This is a genomic window from Microbacterium martis (genome assembly GCF_047246685.1).
Lineage (GTDB): Bacteria > Actinomycetota > Actinomycetes > Actinomycetales > Microbacteriaceae > Microbacterium.
In genome coordinates this window covers 1,387,801-1,406,413 of record NZ_JBFOKT010000001.1, presented here as the reverse complement: position 1 = coordinate 1,406,413, position 18,613 = coordinate 1,387,801, and the positions used below count along the sequence as shown (strand labels likewise).

The following is an 18,613-nucleotide window of genomic DNA, read 5'->3' as shown; positions in this document are numbered from 1 at the left end:
GGAATCATGTCCCGCACGCCCGACTCGTCTCCCGCCATCGAGTGCTCGGACCTGGTGATCGACCGGGTGGGACACGGCGCTCCGACGCGGGCGGTCGACGGAGTCACCTTCTCGCTCGCTCCGGGTGAGCTGATCTGCGTGGCCGGACCGACGGGTTCGGGCAAGTCGACCCTCGTCGCGGCGCTGGCGGGATCCACCGATCCCTCGGTGCGGGTCGTGGGCGGCAGCGCCGAGGTCTGCGGCGTCAACATCCGTCGCCCGGGGCGCAAGCACCGCATCCTCACCTACCGCACGGGCTTCGTCCCCCAGGGCGCCGGCGCCGACCTTCCGCCGCGCCTCACGGTGAACGAGGTCATCGCCGAGCCGATCCTCATCCGCGAGCGCCGGGTGAACGCGAAGGCACTGTCGATCCGCGTCGCCACCCTGCTCGACGAGCTGCATCTGCCGCTCGGCACGGCGGCGAAGTTCCCCTATGAACTGAGTGCGGGCATGCGTCAGCGGGTGGCGATCGCGCGGTCGTTCGTCTTGGAGCCGCACGTGCTGATCGCCGACGAGGTGCTCGCGAACCTCGATCTCGAGGTCCGTCCGGTCGTCTTCGACGCCATCACCCGTCGACGGAAGGAGCAGGGCATGGCGGCGCTGCTCGTCACGAACGACGCCGATTTCATCCGCGAGCTCAACGCCGAGACCCTGATGCTCCGCGGCGGTCACGTGGTGGCCAGAGGAGTGGGCAAGGACCTCCTCTGGGCGCCGAACGCGGAGTCCGATTCACGCCACTGAGCGCGACACGCCCGACCCGCGCGACGCAGTGCCGGGTGTCATGAGTCGGGCCCGGAGTTTGCTAAGCTTGTCGAGTTGCCCGCTCGTCGGAGCACATTCCTCGGTAGCTCAATTGGCAGAGCAGCCGGCTGTTAACCGGCAGGTTCTTGGTTCGAGTCCAAGCCGGGGAGCCAAGACCCCCGGTCTTCTTCGGAAGGCCGGGGGTTTCTCCGTTCTCGGGGGACGGTGGAGGTACAGCCGCCCACCGCGCACGACGGGGTGAACGAGGAGAGGCCCCGCCGATGGCGGAGCCTCTCCTCGGTGCTGTCGGGCGATCAGCGCGCGGCGCCCTTGAGGGTGCCGGTGACGGGTCCGGCCGGGTCGGAGATCACGCACTGGATGACGCGGTCGTTCAGCTGCTCCCAGGTCTCCTTCGTCGGAGTGATCGGGTAGACGTCGAGCGTCGACTCGTCCCAGATGACGCCGACGAAGTCGGTGTAGGCGTCGCCGATGCATCCGTCGGTGGCGGCGTCGACCGCCTCCTCGGAGAACTCCCCGTCGTCCATCCTGAACTCGTGGTAGACCTCTTCATCGTGGGGCTCGTCGCACGGCACGACGTCGACCGCCTCGATGAGTCCGGTGGCGCTCGACATCTTGCAGTCGCCGACCTTGAGCGCGAACACGTCGATGTTCGCGCTCTCGGTGACCTGGCCGGTCTCGTCGTCCCGGTCGGCGTCTGCGGGACCACCTCCGAGGATGCTGTTGAGCGCGCTGCAGCCGGTCAGGGCGAGCGAGAGCGCCAGAGCGGCCCCGGCGAGTGCGAGCGCGCGTCGGTTGCGCAATTTCATCATGGTCGTGTGTCCCCTCCACAGAGCGTGAGTGCGCCAGAATACCGATATATCGGCTGCGCGCGTCCACGCTATCCGCGGCGGAGTCTATGACGCAACTCCGAGGATGCTGTGTCGCAGCTGGAAGAGCGGGGTCAGCCTTCGAGGTCGTCCACGCCCGGCATCCAGCTCATGCCGGGACGGCCCCAGCCGCGCTTCTTCGCGATCTTCTGCACCGTCTTCCAGTCGCCGTCCGAGAGCCGGTCGACGTACAGGACGCCGTCGAGGTGGTCGAACTCGTGCTGCATGATCCGTGCTCGCCACCCGTCGACATCGATCGTCACCGGGCGACCGTCCAGGTCGATCGCCGTCACGTGCACCCGGTCCGATCGTCGCAGCGGGAACCGCTCGCCAGGAAAGGACAGGCATCCTTCCGATTCGAGCTCGGGATCGGGCTCTCCGGGCTCGACCGGGGCGATCCACAGCTCCGGATTGATGAGGACGCCGCGCCAGGGCCGGTCGTCGTCGTCGACGTAGGCGTAGGTGTAGATGCGCAGCGGGACGCCGACCTGGGGTGCCGCGAGTCCGACGCCGGGGGCGGCATCCATGGTCTCGAACATGTCGGCGACGAGGGTGCGGATGTCGTCGGTGACCTCCTCGACGGGGGAGGCGGGGGAGTGAAGCACGGGGTCGCCCATGATGCGAATCGGAAGTACAGCCACGTCACAACCCTACTGCGCGGGGTGCGGCGGGTAGGGTCGTAGTGTGAGCGCAGGGGTGTGGACGAACACGGCGGAAGAGGTCGGCGACCAGCTCGTCGGCGCCTTCCAGAACCCGGGACTTCTGCTCGGCATCCCGCTGGCACTCGCCGGCGCGGTCTTCATGTCGTTGGGTGCGCAGTACCAGCACCGCGGCGTCGAGAAGGTCGAGCGACTCAGCGGTGCCGACGGGGCCGCCGGTCTCACCGGCCGTCAGATCAAGGCCCTGCTCACGAGGCCCTCGTGGATCGCCGGAACCCTCATGCTCGGTCTCGCGATCGTCTGTCAGCTCGCCGCGCTCGTGAAAGCACCGCTGATCGTCGTCCAGCCGCTGGGCGCGATCGCCCTCGTCATCACCACGCTGCTGAACGCCCGCATCTCGGGGCATTCGCCCACCCGCAAGTCGTTGACCGCCATCGTCTTCTGCGTCGGCGGCATCTTCCTCTTCGTGTTCTTCGCGGCCATTTACGCCACCGAGAAAGAGGTGACCGAACGCGAGCTGTTCGTCATCCTCGCTCTCCTGCTGGTCGTGATCATCGTTCTGGGGGCATGCTGGCTGATCCTCCGGCATCGCATGCGCGCCCTGTTCTACGTCATCGGGGCGGGAATCCTCTACGGCTTCGTCGCCACTCTCGCGAAGGTGGTCATCAAGCGCATCGAGGCCGGTCACTTCGAATGGATCACCGCGATCTGTGTGATCGCGCTCCTGGCCGCGGCATCCGTCGGAGCGTATTTCGTGCAGACCGCCTACAGCTCGGGACCGCCCGACCTCGTCATCGCCGGCCTCACCGTCGTCGATCCGCTCATCGCCGTGCTCATCGGCATGATCGTCCTCGGCGAGGCGGCCGCCGCGCCGTGGTGGGTCTTCATCGTCTTCGCGGTCGCCGGGGCCATCGCCGTCTGGGGCGTGGTCAACCTGGCGCGCTATCACCCGCAGGTCCTCAGCGAGAGCCAGGAGCTCCCGATCGTGCGCGGGAGTGATCCCCAGGCTCAGTAGGCCTGATCGATCAGATCGGGGGAGACCTCGGCCGCCGCCGCCTCGTCGACGAAGAAGACGGTGCGCTTGCGTCCCTTCGCTCCGGCAGCGGGGACACTCGTGTAGCTCGCTCCGGCGAGAGCGAGACCGAGCGCGGATGCCTTGTCGGCGCCGGTCAGCACGAGCCAGACGCGCTTCGACGAGTTCAGCACCGGCCGCGTCAGGGTGACGCGCTCGGGAGGCGGCTTCGGCGAGTCGCGCACCGGCAGGGCGGCGGCATCCGTCACCGTCACCTCATCTCGATCGGGGAAGAGTGATGCGATGTGCCCGTCGGGTCCCACGCCGAGGAAGCAGACCGCGAAAGAGGGCCATGGATGCTCGTCGGTGCCGTGCTGCGCGAGCTCGGATGCGTAGGCCGCGGCGGCCTCGTCGAGGGTCAGACCGCTGTCTGATCCCGCGACCTCGTGGATGTTGTCCGCGGGGACGGGGATGCGGTCGAGGAATGCCTGTCGGGACTGCCGGGCATTGCGGTCGGGGTGGTCTCGAGGGACGAACCGCTCGTCGCCCCACCAGAAGTGCACGAGCGACCAGTCGATGTCGTTCACCCGCCGGTCAGCGGATGCCGCCTCGAGCACCGCGCCGCCCATCGATCCCCCGGTGAGGGCGATGTGAGCGATCCGGCCGTTCTTCGTGCGCGCGCGCACCCGCGTGAGGAAGCGATCGGCCACCCGGGAGGCGAGATCGGCGGGTGTCGGCTCGACGACGACCCGCTTCTCCGCTGACGAGACCTGCATCGACGTCACGCTCCTGTCTCGGGCGGACCCAGCTGTTCCCACCCGTCGGTGATCACACGACCGTACAGGAGATCGGGGTCGAGCCGGCGCAGCTCCTCGGCCAGACACTCGCGCAGCGTGCGACGCGGGAGGTGCAGGTCGTGGTGGGGCTGATCCGGCTGCGTGAGAACGGCGACGCCGGGGGACGGCCGTTCGAGCAGGATGTCGCCCGCTTCGCGCGTCAGCCGCACCGACTTGATGCCCTCCTGCCAGTGCTCCGGATCCTCGTACGACCAGCGCACCGGGACCTCGAGCGCCATCTGCAGCCAGGCCGCGAGCAGGGCCGTCGACGGAGAGGCAGCCGCTCCGCGCACCTCGACGTCGGTGATGGCCTGATACGGCGGCTGGTCGAGCACGGCCGCGAGCTGCTCCCGCCAGTGGGTCAGCCGCGTCCAGGCCAGGTCGGTGTCGCCGGGGGCGTGCGTGCGGCCGAGCAGTGCGAGTCGATCCCGCACATCCGGCGACGTGGCGGCATCCGTGATCCGACGCTGGGCGATCCTACCCAGGGGAGAGGTGGAGGGCGATTCCGGAGCCTCTTCCGGCCACCAGGCGACCACCGGGGCGTCGGGCAGGAGCAGACCGGTGAGCAGGCTCTCCTCATTGCTCGCCGCCTCGCCGAACGCGCGCAGCACGACCACCTCGCTCGCGCCGGCGTCTCCGCCCACGCGGATCTGGGCGTCGAGGCGCGACTCGCCCTCACCCGTCGTGAGGACGATCACGCGCATCGGGTGCTCACGCGACGCGTCGTTCGCCGCGTCGATCGCCGCCTCGGCGACGCCGTTGCGCGCCGCGATGACGAGGGTGAGCACGCGGCCGAGGGCGACGGCGCCGCCCTCCTCGCGCACCTTGACGAGCTGTTTCGCGACCTGACTGACGGTCGTGTCGGGAAGGTCGATGATCACGGGCGTCTCCAGACTCGTCCGTCGCGCGCCAGGAGGTCGTCGGCGGATGCCGGACCCCACGAGCCGGGCGCGTACTGCTCGACCGGGCCGCCCTCGGCCGCCCAGTACTTCTCCACGGGGTCGAGGATCTTCCACGAGAGCTCGACCTCTTCGTGCCGGGGGAAGAGCGGCGGGTCGCCCAGCAGGACGTCGAGGATCAGGCGCTCGTAGGCCTCGGGGCTCGCCTCGGTGAACGCGTGCCCGTAGCCGAAGTCCATCGTGACGTCGCGCACGTTCGATCCGCTGCCCGGCACCTTCGAGCCGAAGCGGATCGTGACACCCTCGTCAGGCTGCACGCGGATCACCAGGGCGTTCTGACCGAGCTCCGACGCGTTGCCGCGCCCGAACAGGTGCTGCGGCGCACGGTTGAACACGACCGCGATCTCGGTGACGCGGCGACCGAGCCGCTTGCCGGTGCGCAGGTAGAACGGCACTCCCGACCAGCGGCGCGTGTCGATCTCGAGCTTGATCGCCGCGTACGTCTCGGTCGTCGACTCGGGGTTCATCCCCTCCTCTTCGAGGAAGCCGGTGACCTGCTCGCCGCCCTGCCAGCCGCCGGCGTACTGTCCCCGTGCGGTCGCGAGCGAGAGGTCCTCCGGCACGTGCACCGCGGCGAGAACCTTCTCCTTCTCGTTCCGCAGGTGCTCGGCCGACAGGCTGATCGGCTCCTCCATGGCCGTGAGGGCCAGCAGCTGCAGGAGGTGGTTCTGGATCACGTCGCGCGCCGCGCCGATGCCGTCGTAGTAGCCGGCACGCCCGCCGACCCCGATGTCCTCGGCCATCGTGATCTGGACGTGGTCGACGTAGTTCCGGTTCCAGATCGGCTCGTACAGCTCGTTGGCGAAGCGCAGAGCGAGGATGTTCTGCACCGTCTCCTTGCCGAGGTAGTGATCGATGCGGAAGATCGAATCGGCCGGGAAGGCCACCTCGAGGGCGGCGTTGAGGGCGCGAGCCGACTCGAGATCGTGGCCGAACGGCTTCTCGATGACGACGCGACGCCAGTGCTCGTCGTCATCGGCGTCCTCCCCGACGAGACCCGAGTCCTTGAGTTGCTTCGCGACGAGCGGGAAGTCCTTCGGCGGGATCGACAGGTAATACGCGTGATTGCCCATGGTGCCGCGCTCCACGTCGAGCGTCTCGACGGTCTCGCGCAGCTTCCGGAACGAGTCGGGGTTGTCGAATTCGCCGGAGACGAAGCGGATGCCCTGCAGGAGCTGGGTCCAGGTCTCCTCACGGAACGGCGTGCGCGCGTGCTGCTTGACGGCGTCGTAGACGACCTGGGCGAAGTCCTGATCCTCCCAGTCGCGTCGGGCGAAACCGACGAGCGCGAAGCCCGGCGGCAGGAGGCCGCGGTTGGCCAGGTCGTACACCGCGGGCATCAGCTTCTTGCGCGACAGGTCTCCGGTCACGCCGAAGATCACGAGCGCACTGGGCCCCGCGATCCTGCTGAGGCGACGATCGTCGGGGTCACGCAGCGGGTTGTGCCCGCGCGAGAGGGGAACAGACATCGGTCGAGGATTCTCCTGCGGTCTACTTCTGGGCGGCTTCGAAGAGGGAGAGCACGTCGGCCGACGACTCGGTGATCGTCAGCGTGACGACCGGGCGGCCGTGCTCGGCGAGCACCGCCGCATCGCCGGCGGCCTGCGCCTGGATGAGCTGCCCGAACGTGAACGGACGCCCGGGGATCTCGAGGTCCACCTCGGTGCGCTCCAGGATCTGGAGGAACACGCCCTGCGCCGGACCGCCCTTGTGGTACTGGCCCGTGGAGTGCAGGAAGCGGGGACCCCAGCCGAACGTCGTCGGGCGACCCGAATCGGCGGCGACGAGCTCGCGCAGGCCCTGGAGCTGCGGGACCTCGAGGCGGTTGACGTATGCCTGGATCGACACGTATCCGTCGGCGGGCAGCTGCGCCCAGAGCGCATCGAGCACGCCCTCGACGGTGCCCGACGCGGCGAGGGCGGGATCGGAGACCCGCACCTCGATGCCGTGCTCGACGAACGCGGGAGCGGTCGGCTCGGGCCGGGCGTCGAGCAGGCCGCGGGCCGCGACCTTCGCCGACTCGACGTCGGGCTGGTCGAACGGGTTGATCCGGAGCAGGTGACCGGCGATCGCGGTGGCGTACTCCCAGACGATGAGCTGAGCGCCCAGGCTGCCGCTGACGAGGATCTCGCCCGGGTGGCGCTCGTGGAGGTGGAACTCGTTCGCGTCGTCCACGAGGCGGACGATCTGCAGATCGGCCGGCTTCGCGTCGAGCTCCGGCGACACCGGGAGCAGAACGACGGGGAGGATGCCGGTGCCGTCCTTGCCGGTGGACTCGGCGATGAGCTGCTCGATCCAGTCGGGGAGACCGACGATGTGCGTGCCGTCGGTGATCAGGCCGAGCTTGTCGCGGCGAGGGGTCGTCGCAGCGATCGCCGCGCCCAGGCGGAGGGCGGGGTTCTCGGCGGAGTCCACCGCGACCTCCAGCAACGACGCCTCGGCCTCGTCGAGCAGTTCGTCGATGTCGACGCCGGCGAGTCCGGAGGGCACGAGGCCGAAGGCCGTGAGCGCCGAGTAGCGCCCACCGACGTGCGGATCGGCGTTGAACACGCGGTATCCCGCCTCGCGCGCCGAGGCGTCGAGGGGCGAACCCGGGTCGGTGACGACGACGATGCGCTCGGTCGGGTCGATGCCGAGGTCGCGGAAGGCGGCCTCGAAGGTGCGGCGCTGCGAATCGGTCTCGACGGTGGACCCCGACTTCGACGAGACGACCAGCACCGTCTCCTCGAGACCGGCGTCGAGCGCGGCGAGCACCTGCCCGGGAGCGGTCGAGTCGAGGATGGTCAGCGGCACGCCGGCGGTCTGCGCGATGACCTCGGGGGCCAGTGACGATCCGCCCATGCCCGCGAGCACCACGCGGGTCACGCCGCGCGCGCGCAGATCGTCGCGCAGCGCGACGATCTCGGCGACGAGCGGTCGCGAGATCGAGACGGCCTCCACCCAACCCAGGCGGATGGACGCCTCCTGCTCGGCGGCGGCCCCCCACAGCGTGGCGTCGCCGCCCGTGATGCGGGAGGCGACGAGGTCGTGGACCAGACTCGGCACGGTCTCGTCGATCGCCGTCCGGGGCGCACCCGAGGTGTGGATGGCGAACGTCATCGCTGCGCCTCCAGCGTCTCCGCGACCTGGGCCAGCAGGTCGTGCCAGGAGTCGATGAACTTCGCGACGCCCTCGTCCTCGAGGACCTGGGTGACGTCCTCGAGGTCGATGCCGACGGCGGCGAGCTCGTCGAAGACCCGGTGGGCCTCGGCGTAGCCGCCCGTGATGGTGTCGCCGGTGATCACACCGTGGTCGAAGGTGGCCTCCAGCGTCTTCTGCGGCATGGTGTTCACGACGCCGGCCGCGACGAGCTCGGTCACGTACAGCGTGTCGGGGAGGTTCGGGTCCTTGACGCCCGTCGACGCCCACAGCGGTCGCTGCAGGTTGCCGCCGATCGCCAGGAGGTCCTGAGCGCGCTTCTCGGCGAATTTCTGCTCGAACAGCTCGTAGGCGAGGCGGGCGTTGGCGAGGCCGGCCTTGCCCTTGAGCGCCGTCGCCTCGTCGCTGCCGATGGCGTCGAGTCGCTTGTCGGTCTCGGTGTCGACGCGCGACACGAAGAACGAGGCGACGGAGTGGATGCTCGCCAGGTCGAAGTCCGCGCTGTGCGCGCGCTCGAGCCCTGTCAGGTAGGCGTCGATGACCTCGGCGTAGCGCTCGAGGCTGAAGATGAGCGTGACGTTGACGCTGATCCCCGACGCGATCGCCTCGGTGATCGCGGGGAGGCCGGCCTTCGTCGCCGGGATCTTCACCAGGAGGTTCGGGCGATCGATCTTCGACCAGAGCTCCTTCGCCGACGCGACGGTGCCCGCGGTGTCGTGGGCCAGGTCGGGGGAGACCTCGATGGAGACGCGCCCGTCGACGTGACCCGACTTCTCCCACACCGGCCGGAAGATGTCGAGTGCGTCGCCGACGTCCTGCGTGGTGGCGGCGAAGACGGCGTCTTCGGGCGAGGCACCCGACGCGGCGAGCTCGGTCACCTGCGCGTCGTAGGACGTGTCGTTCTTGTCGGTGATCGCGTTGGCGAAGATGGTCGGGTTCGTCGTGACGCCCGTGACGTTGCGGGACTCGATCAGCTCGGCGAGGTTGCCCGAGGAGATGCGGGTGCGCGACAGGTCGTCGAGCCAGATGCTGACGCCCGCGGCGGCGAGCTGTTCGGTGGGGGTGCTCATGCGTTCTCCTTGGTGCTGTGTGCGGCGATGGTCTCGCGCGCGGCCTGGACGACCGCGTCGGTGGTGATGCCGAACTTCTCGAACAGTGTCTTGTAGTCGGCGGAGGCGCCGAAGTGGTCGATGCCGACCGAGCGCCCGCGGTCGCCGACGATGCCGCGCCAGCTGAGCACGGACCCCGCCTCGACCGAGACGCGTGCCGTCACCGACGCCGGAAGCACGCTCTCGCGGTAGTCGTCGTCCTGCTCGGCGAACCATTCGAGCGAGGGCGCGGAGACGACGCGGACGTTCACGCCGTCGGCGGCCAGCCGCTCGCGGGCAGCGACGGCCAGCTGCACCTCGGATCCGGTGGCGATGACGATGACGTCGGGGGTGCCGCCGGGCGCCTCGGCGAGGACGTAGGCGCCGCGCACGGCCTGGGAGGCCGCTGCGAGCACGTCGCCGGATGCCGCGCCGTCGCCGCGCTCGAACACCGGGATGTTCTGACGGGTGAGGGCGATGCCCGACGGGCCGCCCTGACGACGGAGGATCTCGAGCCACACGACCGAGGTCTCGTTCGCATCGGCGGGGCGCACGACCGTGAAGTTCGGGATCGCGCGCAGCGTGGCGAGCTGCTCGATGGGCTGGTGCGTGGGGCCGTCTTCGCCGAGCGCGACGGAGTCGTGCGTCCAGACGAAGATCGACGGGATGTCCATCAGCGCGGCCAGACGCACCGACGGGCGCATGTAGTCGCTGAAGATGAGGAACGTCCCCCCGAAGGGGCGGGTCGGACCGTGCAGCTTGATGCCGTTGACGATCGCGCCCATCGCGTGCTCGCGGATGCCGAAGTGCAGCACGCGACCGTAGGGGTCGCCCGTCCACTCGTGGGTCGACCATTCGGCCGGGATGAACGACGCCGCATCCTTGATGGTGGTGAGATTCGACTCGGCGAGGTCCGCCGATCCGCCCCACAGCTCGGGGAGCTCGGAGGCCAGGGCGTTGATCACCTGACCCGACGCGGCGCGCGTCGAGACGTCCTTCCCGCTCTCGAACACGGGGAGGGCGGCATCGATGTCGTCGGGGAGCCGGTGCGCCTCGAGCCGGTCGAGGAGCTCCTTGCGGTCGGGATTGGCGGCCGCCCACTCGTCGAACGCGGTCTGCCAGTCGGCGCGGGCCGCGGCGGCGCGATCGGCCAGCCCGCGGGTGCGCTCGAGCACGTCGTCGGCGACGACGAACGTCTGCTCGGGGTCGAAGCCCAGCACCTTCTTCGTCGCGGCCAGCTCGTCGGCTCCGAGCGCCGATCCGTGGATCTTGCCGGTGTTCTGCTTTCCGGGCGACGGCCAGCCGATGATCGTCTTGAGGATGATGAGCGACGGCTTGCCGGTCTCGCCGTTCGCGGCCTCGATCGCGGCAGAGAGCTCGGCGACGTCCTCGACGTACTCGCCGGTCTTCTTCCAGTCGACGACCTGAACGTGCCAGCCGTAGGCCTCGTAGCGCTTCGCGACGTCTTCGGTGAAGGCGACGTTGGTGTCATCCTCGATCGAGATCTGGTTCGAGTCGTAGATCGCGATCAGGTTGCCGAGCTCCTGGTGGCCGGCCAACGACGACGCCTCGCTGGTGACGCCCTCCTGCAGGTCTCCGTCACCGGCGATCACGTAGACGAAGTGATCGAACGGGCTCGTGCCGGCCGCGGCATCCGGATCGAACAGCCCGCGCTCGTACCGCGCGGCGTACGCGAACCCGACGGCCGAGGCGAGCCCCTGGCCCAGCGGGCCCGTGGTGATCTCCACGCCCTTCGTGTGGCCGTACTCGGGGTGGCCCGGGGTCTTGGAGCCCCAGGTGCGCAGGGCCTTGAGGTCGTCGAGCTCGAGGCCGAACCCGCCCAGGTACAGCTGCACGTACTGCGTCAGGGACGAGTGCCCCGCCGAGAGGATGAAACGGTCGCGGCCCAGCCAGTCCACGTCCTTCGGGTCGTGACGCAGCACCCGCTGATACAGCAGGTAAGCCGCCGGTGCGAGGCTCATCGCCGTGCCGGGATGACCGTTGCCGACCTTCTCCACGGCATCCGCCGCAAGGATTCGCGCAGTGTCCACCGCGCGCCGATCGAGCTCATCCCACTGCAATTCCGACACGTTCATGCCCTTTCCGACAGTTTCGAGGGCGCCCGTATTCCCTGGCGCATCCGCAACGTCACGGAGAGAGTGTGCACAGCGCCGGGCGCGAGTGGTCCCAGCATAGCGGGGGGCTCCACCGCATCACGCGGCCTTGACAACCGGATGACGTCATCGCGTGTCATACACTGGAGAGGTTGTCCGGGTACGCGTGCGGAGGAGGCGATCGAGATCTCGACGATGTCTGATCAGGCCGTGAAGAGGTCGTCCGTCGGTCGCACCGTCAAGGCGTACGTCGCGCTGACCAAACCGCGCGTGCTCGAGCTCCTGCTCGTCTCGACCGTGCCGGTGATGTTCCTCGCGCAGGGCGGGCTGCCCGATCTCTGGCTGGTCCTGGCGACCGTCATCGGCGGCTCGCTGAGTGCGGGATCCGCCGCCGCGTTCAACATGTATCTCGACCGCGACATCGACGCGCACATGCACCGCACGTCGAGCAGGCCTCTCGTCACCGGCGAGGTGAGCCCGCGCGGCGCGCTGATCTTCTCGTGGACCCTCGCGGTGACCTCGACGCTCTGGCTCTGGCTCACCACCAACTGGCTGGCGGCGACGCTCTCCGCGAGCGCGATCTTCTTCTACGTCGTGATCTACACGATGATCCTCAAGCGCCGCACCGAGCAGAACATCATCTGGGGCGGCATCGCCGGATGCTTCCCGGTGCTCATCGGGTGGTCGGCGGTGACCGGCTCGCTCGACTGGCCGGCGTTCATCCTGTTCCTGCTCGTCTTCCTCTGGACCCCGCCGCACTACTGGCCGCTGTCGATGAAGTACAAGGACGACTACGACGACGTCGACGTGCCGATGCTCGGAGTGACGCGCAACGCGTCGCAGGTGGGCCTGCAGGTCATCCTCTACGCGTGGGCGACCGTGGCATGCTCGCTGCTGCTCGTCCCGATCGCCGGCATGGGTCTCGTCTACACCGTGTCGGCCCTGGTGTTCGGCGGCTGGTTCATCTACGAGTCCCACCGCCTGTACAACCGGGCGGTGCACGGCACCGAAGCACGTCCGATGCGGGTCTTCCACGCCTCGATCACGTATCTCACCCTGATCTTCGTGGCGGTGGCGGTCGACCCGCTGCTGCCGTTCTGACTCGACGCCGGAAGGCGACGGCGGCGACCGCGACGAGCTGAGCGGCGCCGATCGCTCGGCGCCGCTCGAGGGGGTCAGCGAGTGACCGCGGGCGCGTGCGGGGCGTCCGTCTCGCTCTGCTCGATCGCGGCGTCGCTCTGCGGCTCGCTCGTCCTGTCCGCAGGTGCGCTCGTCTCGACGGCCGGCTCGACCGTCTGATCCGCGGGCTCGCTCTCCGGCTCGACGGCGTCCGCCGACACGGGGGCGTCCACCGGCTCGGCGGTGCCCACCGGCTCGGCGGCGACGGGGCGCGTGACCACCGACGTCACGGCGGCCAGCCCCACGGCGAGCAGCACTCCGATGATCCCGGCCCCGAGGACCGCGGCGCCGACGACCACGAGCGACTGGCCCACATAGACCTCCACACCGGTGGCGGTGCCGTCGAGCAGCGTGGTCGTCATCGTTCCCAGCTGACTCGCGATCATCCATCCGCCCACGAGCACGGAGACCAGGGCGAGGACGAGGAGGAGCCAGAAGGCGATGGTGCGTGAGAGTGAGGTTTTCATGGCGCCCACCCTTCCCGACCTGCCGATGAGACGTCGATGGGGGCGCTATGGATTCACTGTGCGGCTTCGGCGGGCTCGCCGGCGGCCGGGCGCTTCAGATGCAGGACGACCACCGTGTAGGTCGCCGCCGACAGCGCGGCGAGCACCATGTGGATGCCGACGAGCACGGGCGGGAGTCCCTCGCGGGCCTGCCACACTCCGACGCCCACCTGGACGGCGATGGCGACCACGAGCACGAGGAGCCAGCTCCGCGGCTCGAGGCGCAGCATCCACGCGGCGACGGTCAGCGTGAGCACCAGCGCGGCGAGGATGTATCCCGGCCACGAGTGCACGTGAGCGAGGACGGTCGCGTCGAAGCCGTGACGGAGCACGTCGGCATCGCCGGAGTGCGGACCGGACCCGGTCGTCAGGACCCCGAACACGATCGTCACGGCCAGAGCGAGTCCGGTCACGTGGCTCAGGATCGCGAACCAGGTCGGCACCGCGCGCTCGCGCGGGCCTGGCACGGCGGAGAGGCGCACGAGGAAGGCGGCCGTGACACACACGAGCAGCAGCGACGAGGTGTAGTGGAATCCGACGATGAACGGGTTGAGCCCCGTCAGCACGGTGATGCCGCCGACGAGCGCCTGCGCGACGACGCCGATGAGGACGATCCACGCCAGGGTGAGGAGGTCGCGTCGCTCCGGCGCTCTGCGCGTGAAGCGCACGGCCGCGACGATCACCGCGAGCAGCAGCACCGCCGTGGCGACGGAGAACACCGGGGTGTCCTGTCCCGGTGCGACGAGGTTCGCGACCAGCGTCGCGACGCCGAAGGCGACGGCGGCGGCCACGATGCCGCCCGCGGCGAACCACAGGGCCGAGACGACGCTGCGCCGACCGCCGGTGCGATGCAGCACGAGCAGCACCACGACGAGCGCGATGATGCCGACGACGCCGGTCATCAGCCGGTTGCCGAACTCGATGAGACCGTGCACGCCCTGATCGGCGTAGATCGGCACGAGCGATTCGGGGGTGCACAGCGGCCACTCCGAGCAGCCGAGGCCCGATCCGGTGAGCCGGACGGCCCCGCCGGTGCCGATGATGATCGTCTCGGCGACGAACGACAGCCAGGCGAAGATCCGCAGCAGCCGAGCCCACACGTCGGTGCCTGCCGCCGCCGGAACGGCGGGGCGAGAGGAGGGGGCGGTGGTGGTCTCGGGCATTGGCGTCTCCGAACCGCGCGGACACGGCGAGCGGCCCTGTCGTCAGGCGGAACCTGTAGAATCGGATTGTTGCGATGAGCGCTGACAGCGCGAAAGCATCGACAACAGTTTAGGCGCGAAGAATGCGCCGGTGATGAGGGCCCACAACGGCACACACTTCCGCAGACTCGACGGGGATCCGGTGTGCCGGGGCGGATGACACCGTTTCGGGACCTGATAGGAGAGTGTGTGATGTCGGATGTGCTGATCGACCGCCCGGAGCTCGAAGGTCTGGGGGTGTACGAGTTCGGATGGCACGATGAGGACGCCGCCGGAGCGGTCGCGCAACGCGGCATCTCTGAAGAGGTCGTCCGCGGGATCTCCAGCCTCAAGAACGAACCCGAATGGATGCTGAAGACCCGACTCAAGGGTTACCAGCTCTTCGGACGCAAACCGATGCCGACCTGGGGCGCCGACCTCAGCGAGATCGACTTCGACAACATCAAGTACTTCGTGCGCTCCACCGAGAAGCAGGCGCAGTCGTGGGAAGACCTCCCCGAGGAGATCCGCGAGACCTACGAGCGTCTCGGCATCCCCGAGGCCGAGCGCCAGCGTCTCGTCGCCGGTGTCGCCGCGCAGTACGAGTCGGAGGTCGTGTACCACCAGATCCGCGAGGATCTGGAGGAGCAGGGCGTCATCTTCATGGACACCGACACCGCCCTCCGCGAGCACCCCGAGTTCTTCGAGGAGTACTTCGGCTCGGTCATCCCCGCCGGCGACAACAAGTTCGCCGCGCTGAACACGGCGGTGTGGTCGGGCGGATCGTTCGTCTACGTCCCCAAGGGCGTGCACGTCGAGATCCCGCTGCAGGCGTACTTCCGGATCAACACCGAGAACATGGGCCAGTTCGAGCGCACGCTGATCATCGCCGACGAGGGCAGCTACGTGCACTACATCGAAGGCTGCACGGCTCCGATCTACAAGTCGGACTCGCTGCACTCGGCCGTGGTCGAGATCATCGTGAAGAAGAACGCCCGCGTGCGCTACACGACGATCCAGAACTGGTCGAACAACGTCTACAACCTCGTCACCAAGCGGGCCGTCGCGCACGAGGGCGCCACCATGGAATGGGTCGACGGCAACATCGGCTCCAAGGTGACGATGAAGTACCCGTCGATCTACCTCATGGGCGAGCACGCCAAGGGAGAGACGCTCTCGGTCGCCTTCGCGGGTCCCGGCCAGCACCAGGACGCCGGCGCGAAGATGATCCACATGGCGCCGTACACCCAGTCGTCGATCGTCTCGAAGTCGATCGCCCGCGGCGGCGGACGAGCCGGGTACCGCGGCGAGGTGCGGGTGGACGCCGCCGCTCACCACTCCGCCAACACCGTGCGGTGCGACGCTCTGCTGGTCGACACGAAGTCGCGATCCGACACCTATCCTGCGATCGACATCCGCGTCGACGACGTGCAACTCGGTCACGAGGCGACCGTGTCGAAGGTGAGCGAGGAGCAGCTGTTCTATCTGCAGTCCCGCGGCATGCCGGAGGACGAGGCGATGGCGATGATCGTGCGCGGCTTCATCGAGCCGATCGCGCGGGAGCTGCCCATGGAGTACGCGATGGAACTGAACAAGCTCATCGAGATGGGCATGGAAGGATCGGTCGGCTGAGATGACGACCCCCACGACGACGCCCACCGCGTCGCGCTCCTCGAGCGCGCACGTGGACCCCGCCGCCCAGGTGTCGGACGCCGGCTTCGTGCCCGTCCAGACCCGGTCCGAACGGCCGCACTCGTACGACCCCGGCGACTTCGGCACCCCCTCGGGGCGCGAGGTCAACTGGAAGCACACCCCGGTCGCGAAGCTCGTGCCGCTGTTCGAGGTCGCGGGCTCGACCGACGGGGTGGCCCACGCGTTCGGCGCGGGGGAGCAGTACCTGGCAGCGCCGCTCGCCGCCGACGCGGCACCGCGCGGCGAGGTCTTCCTGGCCGAGGACGTCACGTCGGCCGTCGCCTGGCAGGGCGCGGCCGAGGCTCTCCACATCCGCATCCCGCGTGAGGAGGAGGTCGCAGAGCCGATCCTTCTCGCCATCGAGGGTCAGGGCGCCGATCAGCGCGCCGACGCCCACATCGTGATCGAGGCGCTGGAGCACAGCGCCGCGACGGTCGTGCTGCAGCACACCGGCTCCGCCCAGTACGCACAGAACGTCGAGATCATCGTCCGCGACGGCGCGAAGCTCAGCGTCATCAGCCTGCAGCAGTGGCAGGACGATGCGGTGCACGCCTCGGCCCACCAGGCCCGGGTGGGTGCCGATGCCACGCTCAAGCACTTCGTCATCAGCTTCGGCGGCGGCGTCGTGCGCGTGAACCCGAGCGTCGAGCTCGCGGGTGCGGGATCCGAGGGCTACCTCTACGGCCTCTCCTACGCGGACGCCGGTCAGCACCTCGAGAGCCAGGTCTACCTGCACCACAAGGGGCCGCACACCACCGGAGACGTGCTCTACAAGGGCGCCCTGCAGGGTGAGAGCGCCCACTCGGTCTGGATCGGCGACGTGCTGATCGGACCGGATGCCACCGGCACCGACTCCTACGAGGCCAACCGCAACCTCGTGCTCACCGAGGGCGCCCGCGCCGACTCCATCCCGAACCTCGAGATCGAGACCGGCGACATCGTCGGCGCAGGTCACGCCAGCGCCACCGGTCGTTTCGACGACGAGCAGCTGTTCTACCTGCAGGCCAGGGGCATCACCGAGGAAGAGGCGCGCCGCCTGGTCGTGCTCGGCTTCCTCAGCGACATCGTGCAGCGTCTCGGCATCCCCTCCCTGGAGGAGGAGCTGCTGGCTGCCATCGAGACCGAGCTCGCCGAGGTGGACGCATGACGGCTCAGCGCGTCTGCGGCGTCGCCGACCTCGAGCAGGACACCCCGCTGCGCGTCGAGCCCGACGGTGTCGCGATCACCGTGATCAAAGACTCCGAGGGCGTCGTCCACGCGATCGGCGACACCTGCACCCACGGTGACATCTCGCTCTCGGAGGGCTTCGTCGAAGGCGAGACGGTGGAGTGCTGGGCTCATGGCTCGGCGTTCTCCCTGCTCACCGGCAAGCCCCAGAACCTCCCCGCTTATGAGCCCGTCCCGGTCTACGTCGTCGAGATCGACGGCGACGACGTGCTCATCGACCCGACTGTGACGAAGGAAGTCTGAATGTCTGTTCTCGAAATCCGCGACCTGCACGTGACGGTCGAGACCGAGGCGGGGACCACCCCGATCCTCAACGGGATCACTCTCACCATGAACACGGGTGAGACCCACGCCATCATGGGCCCCAACGGCTCGGGCAAGTCGACCCTGGCGTACACGATCGCCGGCCACCCGAAGTACACGGTGACGTCAGGCACCATCACCTTCGACGGCGAGGACGTGCTGGCGATGAGCGTCGACGAGCGCGCGCGTGCCGGTCTGTTCCTGGCGATGCAGTACCCGGTCGAGATCCCCGGCGTCACCGTCACGAACTTCCTGCGCACCGCGAAGACGGCTCTCGACGGGGAGGCGCCCGCGATCCGCCAGTGGACGAAAGACGTCAAGGCGTCGATGGCGAACCTGCGCATGGACCCGAAGTTCGCGCAGCGCAACGTCAACGAGGGCTTCTCGGGCGGCGAGAAGAAGCGCCACGAGATCCTGCAGCTCGAGGTGCTCAAGCCGAAGTTCGCCGTGCTCGACGAGACCGACTCGGGTCTCGACGTCGATGCTCTCAAGATCGTCTCCGAGGGCGTCAACCGCGCCAAGGAGGCGACCGGCCTCGGCGTGCTGCTGATCACTCACTACACCCGCATCCTCCGCTACATCCGTCCCGACTACGTGCACGTCGTCGTCGCCGGCCGGATCGTCGAGGAGGGCGGCCCCGAGCTCGCCGACCGTCTCGAGGACGAGGGCTACGACCGTTTCCTCGACCCCGCGGCCCCGCTCGAGGCGTAGGCTGGCCGCATGACCGCGACGCTCACCGACCAGAAGTACGACGAGGTCACCGAGGCGCTGAAGGACGTCATGGATCCCGAGCTCGGGATCAATGTCGTCGACCTCGGCCTCATCTACGACCTCGCCTGGGATGACGAGAACGACGCCCTCGTCATCCACATGACGCTCACCAGTGCTGGCTGCCCGCTCACCGACGTGCTCGAGGACCAGACGGCGCAGGCCCTCGACGACGTCGTCGAGCGATTCCGCATCAACTGGGTGTGGATGCCGCCGTGGGGTCCCGAGCGCATCACCGATGACGGCCGCGACATGATGCGCGCCCTCGGTTTCGCGATCTGAGG

General features: G+C 68.9%; 18 protein-coding genes and 1 tRNA gene. 9 read left to right on the top strand and 10 right to left on the bottom strand.

What is annotated here, in order from left to right:
* The first annotated feature begins 6 nt into the window (after positions 1–6).
* Complete coding sequence (locus tag AB3M90_RS06785; RefSeq protein WP_412950826.1) at positions 7–780, top strand: ATP-binding cassette domain-containing protein; 774 nt, start codon at positions 7–9, stop codon at positions 778–780.
* Positions 781–877: 97 nt separating this feature from the next.
* Positions 878–953, top strand: a tRNA-Asn gene (locus AB3M90_RS06780).
* Positions 954–1,094: 141 nt separating this feature from the next.
* Here the strand turns inward: AB3M90_RS06780 and AB3M90_RS06775 are convergent.
* A complete protein-coding gene (locus AB3M90_RS06775) occupies positions 1,095–1,607 on the bottom strand; it encodes a septum formation family protein (protein ID WP_412951246.1) in 513 nt (170 codons plus the stop codon).
* A gap of 134 nt (positions 1,608–1,741) precedes the next feature.
* A complete protein-coding gene (gene def / locus AB3M90_RS06770) occupies positions 1,742–2,308 on the bottom strand; it encodes a peptide deformylase (RefSeq protein WP_412950825.1) in 567 nt (188 codons plus the stop codon).
* A 43-nt stretch (positions 2,309–2,351) separates the two neighbouring features.
* Between def and AB3M90_RS06765 the strand changes: the two genes are divergently transcribed.
* Complete coding sequence (locus tag AB3M90_RS06765; protein WP_412950824.1) at positions 2,352–3,341, top strand: DMT family transporter; 990 nt, start codon at positions 2,352–2,354, stop codon at positions 3,339–3,341.
* Here the strand turns inward: AB3M90_RS06765 and pgl are convergent.
* From pgl to tkt, 6 genes are read right to left on the bottom strand one after another with little or no spacing between them, the layout of a single operon-like run.
* The gene (gene pgl, locus AB3M90_RS06760; RefSeq protein ID WP_412950823.1) at positions 3,335–4,114 is read right to left on the bottom strand and encodes a 6-phosphogluconolactonase; all 780 of its coding nucleotides are present in this window, start codon (positions 4,112–4,114) and stop codon (positions 3,335–3,337) included. The two genes, AB3M90_RS06765 and pgl, sit on opposite strands and share 7 nt — an antisense overlap.
* Positions 4,115–4,119: 5 nt before the next feature.
* Complete coding sequence (locus AB3M90_RS06755) at positions 4,120–5,055, bottom strand: glucose-6-phosphate dehydrogenase assembly protein OpcA (RefSeq protein WP_412950822.1); 936 nt, start codon at positions 5,053–5,055, stop codon at positions 4,120–4,122.
* Entirely contained in the window at positions 5,052–6,602 is a 1,551-nt protein-coding gene (zwf, locus tag AB3M90_RS06750; RefSeq protein ID WP_412950820.1) for a glucose-6-phosphate dehydrogenase, read from the bottom strand. The genes AB3M90_RS06755 and zwf overlap by 4 nt, the downstream gene beginning before the upstream one ends.
* 22 nt (positions 6,603–6,624) lie before the next feature.
* A complete protein-coding gene (locus AB3M90_RS06745) occupies positions 6,625–8,232 on the bottom strand; it encodes a glucose-6-phosphate isomerase (protein ID WP_412950818.1) in 1,608 nt (535 codons plus the stop codon).
* Entirely contained in the window at positions 8,229–9,341 is a 1,113-nt protein-coding gene (gene tal, locus AB3M90_RS06740; protein WP_412950817.1) for a transaldolase, read from the bottom strand. Before tal ends, AB3M90_RS06745 begins: the two co-directional genes overlap by 4 nt.
* Complete coding sequence (tkt, locus tag AB3M90_RS06735; protein WP_412951245.1) at positions 9,338–11,449, bottom strand: transketolase; 2,112 nt, start codon at positions 11,447–11,449, stop codon at positions 9,338–9,340. The genes tal and tkt overlap by 4 nt, the downstream gene beginning before the upstream one ends.
* A 210-nt stretch (positions 11,450–11,659) precedes the next feature.
* Here tkt and AB3M90_RS06730 point away from each other — a divergent pair, with 210 nt between their 5' ends.
* A complete protein-coding gene (locus AB3M90_RS06730) occupies positions 11,660–12,574 on the top strand; it encodes a heme o synthase (protein WP_412951244.1) in 915 nt (304 codons plus the stop codon).
* A gap of 74 nt (positions 12,575–12,648) precedes the next feature.
* Here the strand turns inward: AB3M90_RS06730 and AB3M90_RS06725 are convergent, their stop codons facing one another.
* Together AB3M90_RS06725 and AB3M90_RS06720 are read right to left on the bottom strand one after the other, a co-directional pair.
* Positions 12,649–13,119 carry a hypothetical protein gene (locus AB3M90_RS06725; RefSeq protein WP_412950816.1) on the bottom strand — a complete coding sequence of 157 codons (471 nt, stop codon included), beginning with the start codon at positions 13,117–13,119 and terminating at the stop codon, positions 12,649–12,651.
* 53 nt (positions 13,120–13,172) lie between these two features.
* Positions 13,173–14,321 carry a COX15/CtaA family protein gene (locus tag AB3M90_RS06720; RefSeq protein ID WP_412950814.1) on the bottom strand — a complete coding sequence of 383 codons (1,149 nt, stop codon included), beginning with the start codon at positions 14,319–14,321 and terminating at the stop codon, positions 13,173–13,175.
* A gap of 231 nt (positions 14,322–14,552) precedes the next feature.
* Here AB3M90_RS06720 and sufB point away from each other — a divergent pair, with 231 nt between their 5' ends.
* The 5 genes from sufB to AB3M90_RS06695 are packed head-to-tail and all read left to right on the top strand — an operon-like array spanning position 14,553 to position 18,611.
* Positions 14,553–15,971 carry a Fe-S cluster assembly protein SufB gene (sufB, locus tag AB3M90_RS06715; RefSeq protein ID WP_412950813.1) on the top strand — a complete coding sequence of 473 codons (1,419 nt, stop codon included), beginning with the start codon at positions 14,553–14,555 and terminating at the stop codon, positions 15,969–15,971.
* A gap of 1 nt (position 15,972) precedes the next feature.
* Positions 15,973–17,178, top strand: coding sequence for a Fe-S cluster assembly protein SufD (sufD, locus tag AB3M90_RS06710; RefSeq protein ID WP_412950812.1), 1,206 nt, complete (start codon positions 15,973–15,975; stop codon positions 17,176–17,178).
* Positions 17,175–17,501, top strand: a complete 327-nt coding sequence (locus AB3M90_RS06705; protein WP_412950811.1) for a non-heme iron oxygenase ferredoxin subunit — start codon at positions 17,175–17,177, stop codon at positions 17,499–17,501. Before sufD ends, AB3M90_RS06705 begins: the two co-directional genes overlap by 4 nt.
* Complete coding sequence (gene sufC, locus AB3M90_RS06700; RefSeq protein WP_412950810.1) at positions 17,502–18,272, top strand: Fe-S cluster assembly ATPase SufC; 771 nt, start codon at positions 17,502–17,504, stop codon at positions 18,270–18,272.
* A gap of 9 nt (positions 18,273–18,281) precedes the next feature.
* Entirely contained in the window at positions 18,282–18,611 is a 330-nt protein-coding gene (locus AB3M90_RS06695) for a metal-sulfur cluster assembly factor (RefSeq protein ID WP_412950808.1), read from the top strand.
* Positions 18,612–18,613 lie beyond the last annotated feature (2 nt).